Source organism: Chryseobacterium sp. GW821-FHT04C04, from assembly GCF_059420365.1.
On the sequence record NZ_JBWKTO010000002.1, the window covers coordinates 455366 to 473216 of the forward strand.

18 protein-coding genes are annotated in these 17851 nt (G+C 35.7%); 9 read left to right on the forward strand and 9 right to left on the reverse strand.

The annotated features are described in order from the left end of the window. The first annotated feature begins 77 nt into the window (after positions 1-77). The gene (locus AC07UM_RS08215; RefSeq protein ID WP_103233122.1) at positions 78-593 is read left to right on the forward strand and encodes a hypothetical protein; all 516 of its coding nucleotides are present in this window, start codon (positions 78-80) and stop codon (positions 591-593) included. A 255-nt stretch (positions 594-848) separates the two neighbouring features. Continuing rightward, complete coding sequence (locus AC07UM_RS08220; protein ID WP_413960088.1) at positions 849-1439, forward strand: hypothetical protein; 591 nt, start codon at positions 849-851, stop codon at positions 1437-1439. A gap of 96 nt (positions 1440-1535) precedes the next feature. Here the strand turns inward: AC07UM_RS08220 and AC07UM_RS08225 are convergent, their stop codons facing one another. Further along, complete coding sequence (locus tag AC07UM_RS08225; RefSeq protein WP_494682018.1) at positions 1536-2171, reverse strand: peroxiredoxin; 636 nt, start codon at positions 2169-2171, stop codon at positions 1536-1538. A 94-nt stretch (positions 2172-2265) separates the two neighbouring features. Here AC07UM_RS08225 and AC07UM_RS08230 point away from each other — a divergent pair, with 94 nt between their 5' ends. Then, positions 2266-3150: a mechanosensitive ion channel family protein gene (locus AC07UM_RS08230; RefSeq protein ID WP_494682019.1), complete on the forward strand. Its 885-nt coding sequence runs from the start codon at positions 2266-2268 to the stop codon at positions 3148-3150. A gap of 357 nt (positions 3151-3507) precedes the next feature. Beyond that, positions 3508-3855, forward strand: a complete 348-nt coding sequence (locus tag AC07UM_RS08235; RefSeq protein ID WP_494682020.1) for a hypothetical protein — start codon at positions 3508-3510, stop codon at positions 3853-3855. A 92-nt stretch (positions 3856-3947) separates the two neighbouring features. On the opposite strand, the gene sucC is transcribed toward AC07UM_RS08235, so the two are convergent. From sucC to AC07UM_RS08265, 6 genes are all read right to left on the reverse strand, one after another. Next, positions 3948-5138 carry an ADP-forming succinate--CoA ligase subunit beta gene (sucC, locus tag AC07UM_RS08240; RefSeq protein WP_103233118.1) on the reverse strand — a complete coding sequence of 397 codons (1191 nt, stop codon included), beginning with the start codon at positions 5136-5138 and terminating at the stop codon, positions 3948-3950. Between the two features lie 131 nt (positions 5139-5269). Beyond that, on the reverse strand, positions 5270-6547 hold the full coding sequence (locus AC07UM_RS08245; protein ID WP_494682021.1) for a chloride channel protein: 1278 nt from the start codon (positions 6545-6547) through the stop codon (positions 5270-5272). A 79-nt stretch (positions 6548-6626) separates the two neighbouring features. After that, positions 6627-7247, reverse strand: a complete 621-nt coding sequence (locus AC07UM_RS08250; RefSeq protein WP_494682022.1) for a hypothetical protein — start codon at positions 7245-7247, stop codon at positions 6627-6629. 131 nt (positions 7248-7378) lie between these two features. Continuing rightward, positions 7379-7765 (reverse strand): DUF423 domain-containing protein, encoded by a 387-nt coding sequence (locus AC07UM_RS08255; RefSeq protein ID WP_494682023.1) that lies wholly within the window; start codon positions 7763-7765, stop codon positions 7379-7381. Between the two features lies 1 nt (position 7766). After that, positions 7767-8837, reverse strand: coding sequence for a hypothetical protein (locus AC07UM_RS08260; protein ID WP_494682024.1), 1071 nt, complete (start codon positions 8835-8837; stop codon positions 7767-7769). Positions 8838-9003: 166 nt separating this feature from the next. Continuing rightward, on the reverse strand, positions 9004-10332 hold the full coding sequence (locus AC07UM_RS08265) for a hydroxymethylglutaryl-CoA reductase, degradative (protein WP_103233114.1): 1329 nt from the start codon (positions 10330-10332) through the stop codon (positions 9004-9006). A 156-nt stretch (positions 10333-10488) separates the two neighbouring features. Between AC07UM_RS08265 and AC07UM_RS08270 the strand changes: the two genes are divergently transcribed. Together AC07UM_RS08270 and AC07UM_RS08275 are read left to right on the forward strand one after the other, a co-directional pair. Next, on the forward strand, positions 10489-11748 hold the full coding sequence (locus tag AC07UM_RS08270; RefSeq protein WP_494682025.1) for a putative DNA modification/repair radical SAM protein: 1260 nt from the start codon (positions 10489-10491) through the stop codon (positions 11746-11748). Positions 11749-11920: 172 nt separating this feature from the next. Then, on the forward strand, positions 11921-12679 hold the full coding sequence (locus tag AC07UM_RS08275) for a TIGR03915 family putative DNA repair protein (protein WP_494682026.1): 759 nt from the start codon (positions 11921-11923) through the stop codon (positions 12677-12679). Positions 12680-13111: 432 nt separating this feature from the next. Here AC07UM_RS08275 and AC07UM_RS08280 read toward each other — a convergent pair whose 3' ends face one another. Then, on the reverse strand, positions 13112-13912 hold the full coding sequence (locus tag AC07UM_RS08280; protein WP_494682027.1) for a DNA alkylation repair protein: 801 nt from the start codon (positions 13910-13912) through the stop codon (positions 13112-13114). A gap of 95 nt (positions 13913-14007) precedes the next feature. On the opposite strand from AC07UM_RS08280, the gene AC07UM_RS08285 reads away from it, so the two are divergent. After that, on the forward strand, positions 14008-14349 hold the full coding sequence (locus AC07UM_RS08285) for a winged helix-turn-helix transcriptional regulator (protein WP_494682028.1): 342 nt from the start codon (positions 14008-14010) through the stop codon (positions 14347-14349). 139 nt (positions 14350-14488) lie between these two features. Here AC07UM_RS08285 and AC07UM_RS08290 read toward each other — a convergent pair whose 3' ends face one another. Further along, positions 14489-15724 (reverse strand): T9SS type A sorting domain-containing protein, encoded by a 1236-nt coding sequence (locus AC07UM_RS08290; protein WP_494682029.1) that lies wholly within the window; start codon positions 15722-15724, stop codon positions 14489-14491. Between the two features lie 175 nt (positions 15725-15899). On the opposite strand from AC07UM_RS08290, the gene AC07UM_RS08295 reads away from it, so the two are divergent. Further along, positions 15900-16778, forward strand: a complete 879-nt coding sequence (locus AC07UM_RS08295; RefSeq protein WP_494682030.1) for a DUF4846 domain-containing protein — start codon at positions 15900-15902, stop codon at positions 16776-16778. A gap of 83 nt (positions 16779-16861) precedes the next feature. After that, positions 16862-17848, forward strand: coding sequence for a 6-phosphofructokinase (gene pfkA / locus AC07UM_RS08300; protein ID WP_124535025.1), 987 nt, complete (start codon positions 16862-16864; stop codon positions 17846-17848). Positions 17849-17851: the final 3 nt, after the last annotated feature.

Consider the following 17851-nt stretch of genomic DNA (forward strand, 5'->3'; position numbering starts at 1 on the left):
TTCTTTCATTAAAAGTGGAAATTGCATTTTTGCAGTTTCCACTTTTAAAATTTAAAAACAAAAACAAACAATAAGATATGGACAAGATTAAAGACACAAGAAGCTTTATGAGAATCACCCACCGTTATCTGGGATATTTCCTTGCAGGTATTATGGCCGTGTATGCATTAAGCGGAATTCTTCTGGTTTACAGAGACACAGATTTTCTTAAGAACGAAAAGAAATATGAAAAAAATATCGCTGCCAACCTTTCAGAAAAAGAACTGAAAAAAGAGCTGAAGATGAAAGGTCTTGAAGTAGAAAAAACAGAAGGAAGTGTTCTTTATTTTAAGCAGGGAACGTATGACAGTGCAACCGGAAAGGCAAAGTATACTAAGAAGGAACTACCTTTTGTACTAGACAAAATGGTTTCTCTTCACAAATCTCAGTCTAAAGATGCAATCTCCCCCTTAAGTGTATTTTTCGGAGTTTCTCTTTTCTTTTTTGTAATTTCAAGCTTCTGGATGTTCAATCCTAAGACGAAAGCATTCAAGCGTGGAATCAAGTTTACTATTGCTGGTCTTATTATTTCTATCATTCTTTTATTTATATAATAATAGTAGAAAACTGAAGAAGGAAAAAGCAAGCATTTTTATTACTAAAGCTTTATCATAAATTTTTACCATTTTTACTCCAAATAATATATATTGTTAAGGCATCACCATTAATTATGTTAAAAAAATAAATTAAATTTACTTATAACATTAACGTTTGTTTAGAAAAATTACGTAAAATTAAGAGTATGGCACATTTCTTGTTTTTTCTATAATTCGTGAATAATAAACATTTAATTATTAAAATAATAAATTATGAAAAAACTTATTTTAACAGGGATATTAGCCGTAGCAGGCTTAACAGCAACTGCAAACGCTCAGATTCAGAAAGGTAATTGGATGGTAGGAAGTAGCATCGTTGCAAGTAACTTTGGTTTAAATACAGGTGGTGGATATAACATTTCACTACAGCCAAAAGCAGCTTATTTTATTCAAGACAATGTAGCAGTTGGAGGATATGTAGATTTAGGATTTAATAAAGTTACAAACGGATCACCTACCAATTTTGTATATAAAGTTGGAGCTTTAGGTAGATATTATGTTTCTCCGGGAGAAAAAGGAGTAGACAATCTATTACACCACGGAAGATGGTTCTTCGAAGGTAATGTAGGTATTGGAGGTACTTCTACTGAAGGATCTAACTCTACAACCGGTTTAGATTTTGGAGCAGGTCCTGGTTATTCATACTTCATTACTCCAAACATTGGTGTTGAAGGTTTAGTAAAATATAATGGTGTTGCAGGATTTGGTAGTGAGGGATTAACTTCTACTTTAACCTTCAATGTAGGATTTAGTATCTATTTACCAACTTCAAAAGGTAAACAAATCATCAACGACGTTAAGTAATCACTGAAATACTTATAAAAAAATGAAATCGCCTCGAAAAATTTTTCGAGGCGATTTTCGTACAAATTAAAACTAAACTATAAAAAATCAAATAAATCATGTATTAGGTTGCGGGGTGTATCTTAAGTACGGCTTTATTTCCGTTACCCCTTTTGGGAATATTTTCCTGGCTTGCTCTGTAGAAATTGTTGGAGGTACAATAACGTCTTCTCCATTTTCCCAATTAACAGGCGTAGCTACCTTATAAGTGTCTACCAATTGTAAAGAATCCAGCACTCTAAGGATCTCATTAAAATTCCTTCCTGTAGAGGCCGGATAGGTAATAATCAGTCTTACTTTTTTGTCTGGATCAATAATCAATAAAGAACGAACAGTAGCCGTAACTGATGCGTTCGGGTGAATAAAATCATAGAGTTCAGAAATCTTTCTGTCCTTATCTGCGATAATAGGAAACAATACATTTGTATTCTGAGTTTCATTAATATCTTTCACCCAATTCTGATGATCCTCTACTCCATCTACGCTTAACGCTATCACCTTCGTTCCTCTGGCATCAAACTCAGACTGCAATTTTGCTGTATACCCCAGTTCTGTAGTGCATACCGGAGTATAATCTGCCGGGTGTGAAAATAAAATCCCCCATGAATTCCCCAAATAATTATAGAAATTGATATCACCTAAAGATGATTCTGCCTGAAAGTTGGGTGCTGTATCTCCTAGTTTGATCGACATAATATTCCGCTTTTATAGTCTACAAATTTAGTAGACTTTTTGGAACTGGCAAATTTTTTGCTGAAAATTTATATATTTAAATAAAATTTTATTCATGGAGAAAACCGGACTCACCTATATTGATTTGGTGTACAAGGTATTAGAGAATTGGTATGTAACTTTTGCAAAACTTACCCCAAAACTAATTGTCGGCATTTTAGTATTTACGTTCTTTTTGATTACCAGTAAATATTTAAGTCAGGCCGCCGTAAAATTATTTCACAAATTTTTCCCGAAAAGCCAAAAAGAAAGCTCTCTGGTTACTTTAATCAGCATATTTCGATTTCTGATTATGTTGATGGGAACCTTTATAGCCCTTGAAATAATGGGTTTCAGTGGTTTTCTTTGGAAGTTTATCGGAAGTTTAGGAGTAGCTGGGGTTATTGCCGGAGTCGCTTTAAAAGATCTTGTTTCAAGTATATTTTCCGGTATGCTGATCGGCATTGACAAAGCCTATAAAGTGGGAGATTATATTACCATTGGAGCACACTCCGGTACGGTACAGGAAATTGGTTTTTTAACCACCAAAATTCTCACGGATGATGGGAAGAAAGCATATATTCCCAACCAGGTCGTTTTCAATGCTCCTTTCTATAATATTACAGCATCGCCACAACGCAGAATTATTTTAAATTTTGAAATCCCTGCAGATGAAGATATCAGCAAAGCACAGAAGGGAATTCTTGATGTCGTTAAAAATCTTGATAATGTAGATAAGTTAGATACTGTAGAAGTAATCTTCACTGATCTGAAACAAGGAGCATTTAATCTTCAGGTGAAGTTTTGGATAAAAATAGGGGCTAATCTTGCGCAGGTAAGAAGTAAAGCATATTTAGGCATTAAAGAACGCTTGGATGCAGATAAAATTCTGTTGGTAACCCCTACGAGCATCAGTATCACCAACGGGGAATCCCTTCCTACTGAAAATCATGATAAATAAATATTTTTATTTTGAGTCATTGGTTGAATTAGGCTATGTATTCTATCCGTTTTAGATTCAAATTGTTATTACATAATTTCATACTTTTATGGAAAGATCTTAATCAACAAAATGATGTCATCACAATCCAGTTTATTTTCCCCCATTGAATCAAAAAAATCAAAAGGGCTTACATTATTGATAAAGTTGATTGGTATATCATTTTTAATTATGACCCCTTTATCCATTATAATAATGGTTATATTCGTATTTAATGCAAAAGAAATCTCTATAGGAATAAAGAGTGTTTTAATTGCCCTTTTTATTGCAATCCTGTGTTTTTGTGTCTGGATGCTCTTTCAGAAAAACAAAAAAAGTATGACCACTCATATTATTGTTGATGAAAAAGGACTTCACCATTATTGCAACCAGAACATTTTATATTCCATAGCTTATGCTGAACTTCATCCCATCCCGGAATTGGGCAAATATGATGTGTTACTGACTGAGTTTGATGAATCTGCTCCTAGCTTATGCATCCATTTCTTTGAGCCTGAATTAAAGAAAGCTACCCGGAAAACTGTCAATTTAAATATTGATACATTGATTACAAATGGTAATCTGTTACTCAAAAATTTTGTAAAAGGAATATTGATTTTCAGACCGGATTTAAAAGTCGCCCCTAATGTTCTGGATCTTTACCATCTGGAAGAATTTAATCAATAAAGTCATATTATTTCAATGGTCAACATTTAGAATAATAATAAAAAAACCGCTCCAAAAATGGAACGGTTTCTTATTTATTTGAAAATTTTAGATTACGCTAAAACTTCTTTTACTTTGTTTGCAGCTTCTTCTAAAGTAATTGCAGAGTGTACCGGAAGACCAGACTCGTCAATTAGTTTCTTAGCTTCTACAGCGTTAGTTCCTTGTAATCTTACGATCAATGGAACCGGAAGGCTACCCATCGCTTTGTAAGCATCCACAACTCCCTGTGCTACTCTGTCACATCTTACGATACCTCCGAAGATGTTGATCAAGATTGCTTTTACGTTTGGATCTCTTAAGATGATTCCAAAAGCAGTTTGTACTCTCTGAGCATCTGCAGTACCTCCTACGTCAAGGAAGTTAGCAGGGTTACCACCTGATAATTTGATGATATCCATAGTTGCCATTGCAAGACCAGCTCCGTTTACCATACAAGCAACGTTACCGTCTAGTTTTACGAAGTTAAGACCAGCTTCACCAGCTTCAACATCGATAGGATCTTCTTCTCTTGTATCTCTAAGAGCTTCAAGATCTTTGTGACGGAACAATGAGTTACCATCCAAAGTTACTTTAGCATCTACAGCGATAATTTTGTTATCAGAAGTTTTCAAAACCGGGTTGATTTCGAAAAGAGAAGCATCAATTCCTACATAAGCGTTATATAGAGAAGTAATGAATTTTGTGAATTCTTTGAAAGCATTCCCTTCAAGACCCAAGTTGAAAGCAATTTTTCTAGCCTGGAAACCTTGAAGTCCTAAAGTAGGATCAATCAATTCATTGTGGATCAAATGAGGAGTTACTTCAGCAACGTGCTCAATATCCATACCACCTTCAGTAGAATATACGATTGTATTTTTACCTTCAGCTCTGTCTAAAAGAATAGAAACATAAAATTCTTTAGTTTCAGATTCTCCAGGATAATAAACATCCTCTGCCACCAATACAGAATTTACCAATTTACCTTCAGCAGAAGTTTGTGGAGTGATCAACTGCATTCCGATGATGTTCTGAGCGTTTTCTTTAAGTTTATCCATGTTTGGAGAGAACTTTACACCACCACCTTTACCACGTCCACCTGCGTGAATCTGTGCTTTTACAACCCAAGCCTGTGCTCCGGTTTCAGCAGTCAATTTCTCAGCAGCTGCTACAGCTTCATCTACGTTGTTTGCTACGAAACCACGTTGGATAGCTACTCCATACTTTGATAAAATCTCTTTTGATTGATACTCGTGAAGATTCATATTATTTTTATTATTTTATTTAAAAATTTAAAGGTTGACAAATTTACTAAAAAGACATGGAAGTTCAAGTTTATTGACTTAAAATTTAAAGTCCGATTGACTTGATTTTTAACATATCATTCGATTTTCCCTTATTCTTCAGCCAATTTCTCAGACTGAGATCCAATAAAAGGAATTTTCGGCGCCAGGAAATATCCTGTTAGGCTTGCAAATAATATCGGTACAAAATAGGTAAATCCGGTAAGAGTTCCCAAAATGATGGTTGTACTCATCGGAGTTCTTGTCACACAGGCATTGATCGCTGCCATACAGCTTACAATTGCTAAAGTGGTATCCACGGCTGGGAATAAATTGTGGATAATTAATCCCAACGTTGTTCCTACAAAAAACAAAGGAATGATAAAACCTCCTCTCCATCCGGAAGTTACCGTAATGGCAATGGCCAATATTTTAAAAATCAGAATTAAGATTAAAAAATTTAATCCGAAATTTCCACCGATCAGCTGGTTGATTTCGTTATGTCCGAAGTATCTTGTAATGGGAAAATTATAGGCGATAATTCCTAAAATAATTCCACCTACGAATGTTTTCATGTAAATAGGAAACTTTCTGTATTCAAAAACTTTTTTGAAAAATTTGACTACAAAAATGAAGATCCATCCGAATAAAGTTCCCACGATTCCAAAAGCTGTGGCATAGGCGAAGTCGTATACTCCCGCATAATGATATGCTTTCAGATCCCAGGCTGCTCCGATTCCCAAATGGATGATCAAAGCAAACATCAGATAGCTGAAACAGCTTGCTACCAATGCAGGAATAATCGCTTTATAATACTCTACAGCATGTTTATGATGCAGAATTTCAAGAGAAAAAAGACTTCCTCCCAGCGGAGCTCCAAACAACGCTGTAAAGCCTGAAGCCATCCCGGCAATACTCAAAGACCTCAGCTCTTCCCCTTTCAATCTGAAAATTTTCCCCAGCCAGGTTCCGGTGCTTCCAGTGACCTGTACCAACGGAGCTTCCGGCCCTAAGCTTCCTCCTGATGCTACACAAAAAAGAGAAGAAAGAATCATTGAAGGATTATTCTTTGGTTCCAGTTTTCCTTTATTGAATCGGATGTTATTAACAATCAAATGAATTTCTCCGGGATCACCAATAAAATGAATGACCAGCCCAGCCAGCAATCCACAGATTGCCATCGTTGGAATCACCTGCCAGCCTTGGAACTCAGTCAAAAATTCGGTAAAATGCTCCAACACGATCCAATATCCGCCGGCAATAATACCACCTACAAGACCTGTAATCGCCCACATAAAAAAAGTACGGCTGAACACAAACGGGTTAAATCTGATGGGCTGATCCAAAAGATCAAATGTTTTGATTAAGCGTCTTCTTCTATTGATTTTCATTTTAATTTATTTTAAATAGTAAAAGAATATCATTATGTGTCTTTACTGATTATTACCGTTTTGATAATACGTATTTTATTTATTCGAATCTTAATATAATGGGCTGCGCAAAGGTTTGTACGATCGGTTTTTTGTTATAAAGCAAAGGTTTTTCCAAGCCTCCGATTGCATATAGAAACAATGCACTAATAATGCTGAATTCTGTATCAGATGATTCGCTATATTTTACTTTTTTGAACCTGCCATCCACATCAATTGTAAAATTCAGTTTACAACGATAGTTTTCTCCGTAAAAATCTTCTATTAAATAAATGGGAAAATCAAGCGTCAACCGTTTTTTCAACTCTTCAAGCTGTTGGTAGTTTTCAACCTCAGCAATATCAACGGATTTATTTTTCACTTCCTGCGGAGGAGTAATTCCTGCTTGGGATACATTGTTTTCGACCTGTAATCCGCTCGTTGTTTTAAAAGAAATACTTGGATCTGCTTTTCCGATGATCACTTCTTTGTCATAGATGCTTTGATACAGATTTTTTAGATTCTTTAATTTTTCACCGTAAAAGTCTCCATACTTTTGACGATATAAAGCCGCATCTTTTTTGTAATCATAGCGTGTAACACTATCGGAAAAACGCTTTTGTATATTTTTTACTTCTGTTATAATAGTACTATTCTGTAATTTCTTTCCTTGGGCATTCATTTGTTGAACACTTAAAAAAGAAATCATAAACACAACAAAAAGCAGTAAAAAACGATGAGCCATGGCGGAATTCTTCAATAAAGAATCTACATAACATATTGCAGATCTCCTTTTTTGCCTGAATTCCAAGATTAAATTCTATTTTTAATAAAATAAAAAATAAGCATTCCCCAGCTTAAAATCATCATCAATCCTCCAAGCGGTGTAATAGGTCCCAGGAATTTAAGGTTCATTCCTAAATAATCCTGCATGCTCAGGAAATAGATGCTCACTGAGAATAAAAGTGTTCCTGCAATCATTAAAATGGAAGTCCATTTTTCAGCAGAAGTTTCAAATTTTAAGATATATCCGATAATCAGCAAGAAAAAAGCTGCATACATCTGATATCGTACTCCTGTTTCAAAACTTTCCAGTCTTTCCACAGCTAATATTTTCTTTAAAGCATGCGCTCCGAATGCCCCCAGGATCACAGACACCATTCCGTAAACCGCTCCAAAAACTAAAGTAATTGTTTTCATTTTATAACTCTTCTAATTCTAAGGTTAAATATTTTTTTGTTTTATGATCTTGCCAGGTTCCAATGATTTTATTTCCCTTCAAGTCGGCTTCCACCAAAGCTCTTGGGATCCATTCTTTCAGTTCCTCACTATGATAATCATCTTCTGTGATAGAAAAATGGTCATGAACAAATTCTCCTCTCCAATTGATTGGCTTCTTATTCTTATCATACCAATAGGTAGCTGAGAAGGAATCATCCTCATTGATTTCGTTAAATAAAACTGTAACAGGATATTTTCTATCAATTTTTCCTTTGAACAATTTGTTCCCAGGACCTGTTCTATCCACTTTTTCAGAACCGGAAATCAGGTTTTTCGCATAAGGATTCCAATACTTTTCCAGTTCTTTATAAGTAAATTCAAGTTCGTGGCTTCCCAGCTCATCCAATGCCCGCATCGCATGGTTGGAGCATCTGCCTGCCACAAAAGTAATTTTATCCTTTCCAAAAAAATATTTGATGCCATTCAGTGTATAATCCATGAAACAACCTTCATAGATGGCAATCTGATCCTGATTCTCTTCTGAAGGTTTTTTTTCAGATTTCAATGTAACAAGAAAGTCACTCACTCTTTTTTTGATTTTCTTTTGGATCAAACCATTGACTGTTTTAGTGCTTCCTGTTTGAAATAAATCTTCAGCATTGATATAGTTCCCTGTTCTCAGATCGAAATTTTTCCAGTCTGCAAATTCTTCAGGATAGGCTCCCGAAGCTTCTCCATTGATACCTATACTTAAAATATTTTTAGGCGTTTCCAATTTCTTCCAATCATAAAAATAAACATAATTGGAGTATGAATTCGTTGCTGTAGAAGCCAGTTTAAAAGGATTACCACCTGAATTCGGAATATATTCCAGTTCTTTTACCTGCAGAAATGTATTGATCTTACTGGCAACCTCCGGATTTCCTGCATACGTAACAACAGGAAATACAAAGTTTTCAGATTTCGGCTGCAAATCATTTATTTTCACATTTTTCTGCTGCGAAAAACTTAAACCGGAAATCAACAGGAAGAATACAATACTTTTTTTCACTATTTTGATTTTAGGTACATTAAAATGAACTTTGCGACCAAAGTAGAAATTCCCAGAATGATAAACATATTGGCAAATTTCTTGGAGCTTCTGAAACCTACATTATTCGTTTTCTTTAAAAAAAATCCAAAGAGAAGGAACACGATTGGCAAAATGATCTGTAACATTAGTTTCCTCTCATTCTGTTAAACTCATTGATCACCTCATGATGGCTTACCGTTTTATCTTTGAAATAGGTCACAAAGTGCTGTTTTTCTTCTTCGGTAGCTCCCAATTGGTTTAGAATATTCAATAGGTGCATTTTCATATGTCCTTTCTGGATTCCTGTGGTTACCAAAGAACGCAATGCCCCAAAGTTTTGGGCTAGACCTGAAACTGCCAGAATACTCATCAATTCTTGTGCAGAAGGTTTTCCAAGAAGTGCTAAAGAGAATTTTACCAAAGGGTGAAGATTGGTAAGCCCTCCTACTACCCCAACAGAAATAGGAAGATCAATCCAGAATCTGAAAACTCCGTTGTCTGTAGTACAGTGTGTCAGAGATCTGTATTGTCCGTCTCTCGCTGCATAAGCATGCGCACAGGCTTCTGTAGCCCTGAAGTCATTTCCGGTAGCAATCACAACGGCATCTACTCCGTTCATTACTCCTTTATTGTGTGTCGTAGCACGGTAAGGTTCAATTTCTGCAATGGTAACTGCCTGTTTGAATTTAGAAGCAAATTCTTCAGGAGAAATTCCACTGTCATCTTTTAAATCTTCCATTTTACAGGAAACCTCAGCTCTCACGATACAGTCAGGAGTAAAGTTGGAAAGGATATTCATTACGATCTGCAATGAATTCTTTTCGTCCTGAGTAAAATCTTCGCTGGTAGCAACTTCCTGTCTCAATGTTTTCCCAAACTGCTCCAGACAAGAATTGATAAAGTTTGCTCCCATTGAGTCTACGGTATCAAAGCTTGCTTTCAACTGGTAATAATTGGGCATTTCTGCAGTTTTATCAACCAGAGCGATATTAAGAATACCTCCACCACGTTTTCTCATGTTGGCGGTAATATCTTCTGTAATTTCAAATAACTTTTTCTTTAAATTAAAATTAAAGAAATGTAATAGTTTGTGAGGCTCCACATTAAAGATAAAGTGGGTATGTCCCAACTTCTCAGTATTGATAATGGTTGTTTTAAAACCTCCTTTGTCGATCCAGAATTTTGCAGCTTTGGAAGCCGCTGCTACTACAGAACTTTCTTCAACAGCCATTGGAAGTGCCAATAGTTTTCCGTCGATCAAAAAGTTCGGAGCAATTCCGTAGGGCATATAAAAATTGGAGATGGTATTTTCAGAAAATTCTTCGTGAAGTTTCTGAAGATCTGCATCATCGTTCCAATACTGCTTTAATATATTTTGATATTCCTGGTTTCCTTCAAGGTATTCGTTTACGAGCCATTCAATTTTTCCCTGCTTTGGAAGCTTGGAAAAACCTTCGATTGGTTTATGATTCATGATATAAACTTTAATGAGCCGTAAATATAATGATTTTGAGGTTCTTTTTTGTTGATAACTTCTATGAAAAAAGGTTGACATTTATCAATTTTGGAACTAAATTTGAACAAAAATTGAATCACATTTAGATACAATTAATATCAAACATTTAAAAGTATGAATTTTGACCGCCTTAAAGAAAAGCTTGAAATCCTTGCAGATGCAGCGAAATATGATGTTTCCTGTTCATCAAGCGGAGGTACGAGGAAGAATAAAAAAGGAGCTTTAGGGGACAGTTCCGCAAGCGGGATTTGTCATACTTATACAGAAGACGGGAGATGTGTTTCTTTGCTTAAAATTCTATTGACCAATCATTGTATCTACGATTGTGCCTACTGTGTTTCCAGAAGTTCAAATGATATTAAAAGAGCTGCTTTTACAGTAGAAGAAGTCGTAGATCTTACTATCAGCTTTTACCGCAGAAATTATATTGAAGGGTTATTTCTCAGCTCGGGAATTTTCAAAAACGCAGATACAACGATGGAAAGGCTTGTAAGAGTTGCCAAAAAACTTCGCCTGGAAGAAAACTTTAACGGTTATATTCATCTAAAATCTATTCCGGGAGCAAGTGATGAGCTGATGCAGGAAGCAGCTTTGTATGCAGACAGATTATCGGTAAATATTGAAATCCCCACAGAAAGCGGACTAAAGCTGCTGGCACCGGAGAAAAACAGGCAGGATATGATCAGCCCGATGCGCTATATTCAGAAAGGAATCATTCAGTATCAGGATGAAAAAAAGATATTGAGGAAAGTTCCCAAATTTGCTCCGGCAGGACAATCTACACAGATGATTGTGGGAGCAACCAATGAAAATGACCTGCAGATCATCAAAGTTGCCGATCATTTTTATAAAAATTTCAATCTGAAAAGGGTTTATTATTCAGGGTATGTTCCGGTTTTGGAAGATAAAAGGCTGCCATCTTTAACAACGGAGGTTCCCATGCTTCGCGAAAACCGGCTGTATCAATCTGACTGGCTGATGAGATTTTATGGTTTTAAAGCCGAGGAGATTTTAGATCCGAATGTTCCTTTCCTTGATCTGGAGGTAGATCCTAAATTAAGCTGGGCATTACGAAATCTGGATCAGTTCCCGGTAAATCTACAGACCGCAGAGTACCAAACGATTCTAAGAATTCCGGGAATTGGGGTAAAAACAGCTCAGAAAATTGTCAGTGCAAGACGTTTTCAGATCTTAACAATGGATCATTTGAAAAAACTGGGAGCTGCTGTCAACCGGGCAAAATATTTTATTGATTTCAATGCCGGTAATGCATACCTCAGATATTTAACCGATAAAAACTTCAGAAAGATGCTGGTAGGTGGAAGTTCATCTAAGTTTCATAATCAGTTTTCCCAACAGTTGAGTTTGTTTTGATCTTCAACACAAATGACACAAACATTTTCAAGAATGATCACTAATTTATTGCTTCGATACAACAGCACATTTGTCATTCTGACGAAGGAAGAATCTTTTCAATTGACCAGATTCTTCATTTTATTTCATTCAGAATGACAAACCAACTCAATTTTAAATTTTAATTAAATACATGACAACCCTACTCTACGACGGAAGTTTTGACGGTCTTTTCACAGCGATATTTGAAGTTTTCGAATATCGTTACAAAGACGTTGAAATTACAAACAGGGAAAGATTTCATCAGGAAAATATTTTCGCAGAGATTCATGAAGTCATTACCCAGCCAGAAAAATCTGAGAGAGTTGTCAATAAATTGGAACAAAATATCGGAAAATCCGGAATTCATCAGCTTTTAAAAGTTTTTTTATCTGAAGATCCAGCTCTTGAAAACCTCATTTTATCTGCTGTCAGACAATCCATCAAACATCCGGCAATAAATGTTCTTGAAAATTTTGCAGACCCTGATATTTTAAAAATTTCTAAAATCTGTAAATCTGTGGATAGAGAAAGACACCGAATGACTGCTTTTGTCCGTTTTGAAAAAATGAAAGATGATGTTTTTTTCGCTAAAATAGATCCCGACTTCAATGTTCTGCCATTGATCAGAAAACATTTTAATGATCGCTATCAGGATCAGAAATGGATGATTTACGATTTACGGAGAAATTACGGCATCCTTTATGACCTGGAAAGCTGTGATTTCTTCTCTCCTGATGAAAAGCTGGATTTCAATCAGTATCAGCAGAAATTCCATGATGAGGAAAAAAATTACCAGACTCTTTGGCAGCGATATTTTACAAAAACCAACATTGTTGAACGGAAAAATATGAAGCTTCATATTCAGCATGTCCCCAAAAGATACTGGAAGTATCTGACTGAGAAATGGTAAAAAGATCCTCAAAAAATTTAATTGTGTTCTCGTCGATTAAGCTGATCACATAAATTTTCGTAATCAATTTCCTCCTGTATTCTTATTATATCAGTCTAAAATCTGAATCAATAATTCCATATTGTGGATAACTTTATATTTCGACGAAAAAATAAAGCATTTCTAGCTCTTTTATGAAGCATATTATTTAATTGACTCATTTTATGACAGATATAATTCACATTAATCGAAAACTCATATTGTGGATAACTTTTTCCAGTTAACAAATAGTTAACATTGAAACTATTTCAATAATATTCTACATTTAAAAACTGAGCAAATAAAGTCATTCCTTAAGAGAATAAGGAGTACAGAAAGGTTATATAAACGTATGTAAATCTGTAATATATATGATAAAAAGTGAAATCAGCATTTGCTTTTTGTGGATAACTTTTACTTTTTGATGGTTCGCAGGGCTTTCTTGATGATATATTGTGTTTCTTTTGTCGGACTTTCCCGAAGCCATTCATCACAGATTTCTACGACAAACTCGGGTTGTGATTTACTGGCATCATTCAGCCAATTGCCGACACTGTCCTGCACATATCTGGAAGAATCGGATCGTAAGGGTTCTAAAATCTCCTGTCCTAATCCCGGATTTTGTTTTAAAGCATTGATATGCTCACACCAAACTCCTCTTGGTCTGGTAGATTCACTGGCAAAGCGTCTGACGTTTTCATTGTCATGCCGAGTCCATTCTAATAAAATGGATAAACTTTCGTCAAGATTTTTTGAGATATCAGGCCGTACCGTCATCCAGCAGATTTCCCTCACTCCAAAATGAGTATCACAAGCGAATGCCTGGATTCTGTTTAATTTTTCATTAAGTTTCAATGCATCATTTCTTCCAACGGTATAAGCAGCCCAGCAACGTACCAGATCTGCCGGATGGGTTGAGAGTTTCTGTAGAAATTCATCATCGTTATTTTTTGTTGCCAAAGTAAGCAGTCCAACCCCGATAGCTTCATTAAGGGTATTAACAGTTTGCTTTTTCAGTTGGTCAACATTTTCTAAAACCGGCATCAAATATTCTGTACGATTATTCTGTTGAAGTAAATTTTCTAACAATAGCTTCTGATCTACTGCAAGCCACTCTGTAAGATTTGCCGTTTCAATGTCTCCCCGATTCAATTGTTCTAAAATATCCGGAGGGATCTCTTTGATAGAGCGGGCGCCTTTTCGTTTTTCTGTCATAGTACTTTTATGATTAATTTTACAAAAATCTGAAACTAAGTGAATATAAGCAATACCGCATATTTTTCACCCATAGGGATAAAAAAGTCAATTTTATGGAAACTAAGGAAAGAGCTGAAGGAAATAAAATTTGTCCATTAGAAGTAGCCGTGAATACAATTAGTGGAAAATGGAAAATTCCTATTGTATGGCAGATCAATGAAGGAAAAAAACGTCCGAGTGAGTTTCTTCGGGGAATCGCTAAAGTTGATCGAAGAGTTCTGAATCAGCAACTCAACGAAATGGTAGAAGACGGTATTCTGGAAAAGCAATCATTTAATGAGCTGCCGCCACGCGTGGAATATACCCTTACAGAACTTGGACAAAAATTGGTTGGGATTCTTTGGCAGTTAAACGATTGGGGAAAACTTTTAATTCCTATTAATGAAAACAGGTAAATGCGGCCAGTCAATTTATCTCTCTCAAATGTAATATAGGTGTGGTTTTCCACTGACTTCTATAAAATCGGTTACATTTGAGAGAAATAAAAATAGTATCGCGTGAGATTTTCAAACTGACAGCTCTCTTTCCTATCAATTACTCCTTGATGAGCTTATAATGTACCCAGCCTGAATTCTCCAAAAGGATTTTAATAAAATAAATTCCAGAACTGTATGAGGAAACTTCTTCCTGATACACTTTTGATCTGATATTTTTCTTTTTCATTACCATATTTCCTGAAGCTGTGTAAATTTCTATAGCTGAAATAAGTTCTGCACTCTCAATTTTAAAAAATTCTGTTGCAGGATTTGGATATATTTTCAGCTTTTTACTATTCACCTCACTAACAGATAATTGAGATATTGAAATTTGTTTAATTTTAGTTATCTGACAGTTCCCACTAAAAGCAGATAGGCTTACATTATAAGTACCAGGGACTGCAAACTGGTGAACCGGATTCTGTTGTACAGAAGTGGCACCATCTCCAAAATTCCATAAAACATTCGTGAAGTTTACAGATTGGTTCTGAAAATTCACATTCAGACCATTCATATTATAATTAAAATTTGAAAAAAGATTAAAACTTGAAAGATTCCAGTCGTTGATATGGTTAAGAACAACATCATCTGCAATTCCCTGAAAATATCCGGCATCAGCCTGTGAAACTCCGGCAAGATAAGAGCTTTGAGATATATTTTCCTGATAAATTGAAGCATATATAGCAGAAGCGATTAAGTAGCTGCCATTCAAATTTGGATGTACATCTCCATAACTGGAATGTAAACGAAGATCCTGAGTACTCTGATAATGCTTCTTGGCAGCTTCCCCGGCAGGAATCATCGGAATCTGCATCAATCCGGACATCTTGTGTATAGAATCTCTGATCTTCTGCTGGGTGATATAATAGTTCGGATAAGCATTGGCAGAAGCTATTCCATTGCTGATTTCATATAAAAAGATCTGGGCGCATGGACTGTATTTTTTGATAGAATCTTTTATACGGTTTCCTCTTTGCGCTGTAACACTGACAGGAAAACTAGCTCCCCCGGATTCACCTGTACCCGGCTGCATGACCACTTTGTCAAAAACATTGCTTCTGATAATATCATATAATGTGCTGTTGCTTACATGATCTACAAAACCTGTCCCCCCTGGAGTATGCTGAACAGTCTGGATGGTCCTTCCTTTTGACTGGGCAATACCGGAAAATATATCCGGCATATTATTAAAATAGGTCATACTATTTCCAATAAACAATACTTTCTCTGTGGTATTTTGTGAAAAGATATTAACCCAGAAACCCAATAAAAAAACAAATAGATATTTTACCATATTTACATTATTAAAAATAAACGCTTGAAATTACATATTCCTTTCCAATCTATCAGAAAATGAATGATTTATTTTCATTTTCATTAATATTATTATACAATTGATAAACAATGATTTGAATACTTAATTTTAAAGCTGCTTAATGTTAAAAATTTCAACACAAACATTCTTAATAATGAAAAAAATTATATTGAATCTTCTCATTGCTTCGTTAGCTTTGAGCTGTAATAAAGAAAAACCGAATGGCAGACTCTTAAAAAAGTCTGATAAAAACGAAATTTCGACAGCAGAAAATGCTTTATATATCCATAAAGGTAAAAATACCATCCGCGAAAGATTTTCTCCTCCAAAAGGATATACATGGGTGGAAGAAAAACAAGATTCTTTCGGATATTTTATTGAAAATTTCAAACTGAAACCTTATGGAACTCAGATTTTGAAATATGATGGCACTCCTATTTCTACCCAACATCTTCATGAAGCTGTTTTTGATCTTGACACTGGAAATAAGGATCTCCAGCAATGCGCTGATGCTGCCATTCGCATGAGAGCTGAATATCTTTATAAAGCAAAAAAATTTGATGAAATAAAATTTCATTTTACAAGCGGAGACCTGTTTTCCTGGAATGATTATAAAAACGGACTCAGAGCTTTTGTCAGCGGAAATTCCGTAAGTTTCAGAAAAACGGCAGCTTTTGACGATTCTTATCATAGTTTCAGAGACTATCTGGATCTGATTTTCAATTATGCCGGAACGATTTCATTACATAAAGAAACGAAGCCGGTAACGAGATATTCTGATCTGAAAACCGGAGATATTCTGATCACACCAGGCAGTCCGGGGCATATTGTTTTTATTTCCGGTGTCTGCAGAAATCAGGAAGGAAAAAAGTTGTTCTTGCTAAGTGAAGGATTTACGCCGGCTCAGTCTGTTCATGTGCTCTCAAATCCATTTAATCCTTATTTTACACCCTGGTATGACCTTGACATCGATGCTGCAGAAACGAAAACGGCGCGATATATTTTTAAACCTACAAACTTCAGAAGCTTTTAATAATTTATATTCAAAACTATTGGAAAGTTACTACGATAATCTGAACTTGTTTTTGTAAATTTGTGTTCGAAATTTTTTACTTGATGAAAGAGAGTGCTGTAAAAAAGATTGCAGTTCTTACTTCAGGAGGTGACTCTCCGGGTATGAATGCGGCATTAAGAGCCGTGGTAAGAACCGCCAATTACTATAATATCGAATGTTACGGAGTGAGAGAAGGCTACAATGGCCTTATCAATGATGATTTCCTGAAAATGGGAGCACGTTCCGTAAAAAATATAATCAACCAGGGTGGAACAATTCTAAAGTCTGCCAGATCCGCTGAATTCAGAACGAAAGAAGGCCGTCAGAAAGCTTACGACAACTGCGTAAAGCTTGGAATAGACGGATTGGTATGTATTGGGGGAGACGGAACGTTTACCGGTGCCAAAATCTTTAATGAAGAATTCGGGATCAGAGTAATCGGTATTCCGGGAACGATCGACAATGATATTTTCGGAACAGATAACACCATCGGTTACGACACTGCATTGAATACTGCAATGGATGCCATTGATAAAATCCGTGATACGGCAACTTCCCATAACAGAGTTTTCTTTGTGGAAGTAATGGGTCGTGATGCCGGTTTCATTGCTTTAAACAGTGGATTGGCAACAGGTGCTTTAGATATCCTAATTCCTGAGAAAAAGGATAGTATTGATGAGCTTTTTGCGAAATTCAGAAATGCTGAAAAAACAGGAAAGGCATCAAGCATCGTCGTGGTAGCGGAAGGTGAAAAATTAGCCAACGTTTATGAACTTGCAGAAAAAACAAAGCTTACATTCCCTGATTATGACATTCGTGTAGCAATTTTGGGACATATGCAGAGAGGAGGTTCTCCAAGCTGTGCAGACAGAGTTTTAGCAAGCAGACTTGGATATGGTGCCGTAGTAGGATTAATGGATGGACAAAGCAATGTGATGGCAGGAATGCGTTCCAATGATTTGACGTATACGCCTATTGAAGAAGCCATTAAAAAACATAACGAAATCAATAGCGATCTTTTGCTGATTTCAGAAATTTTAGCAATCTAATTA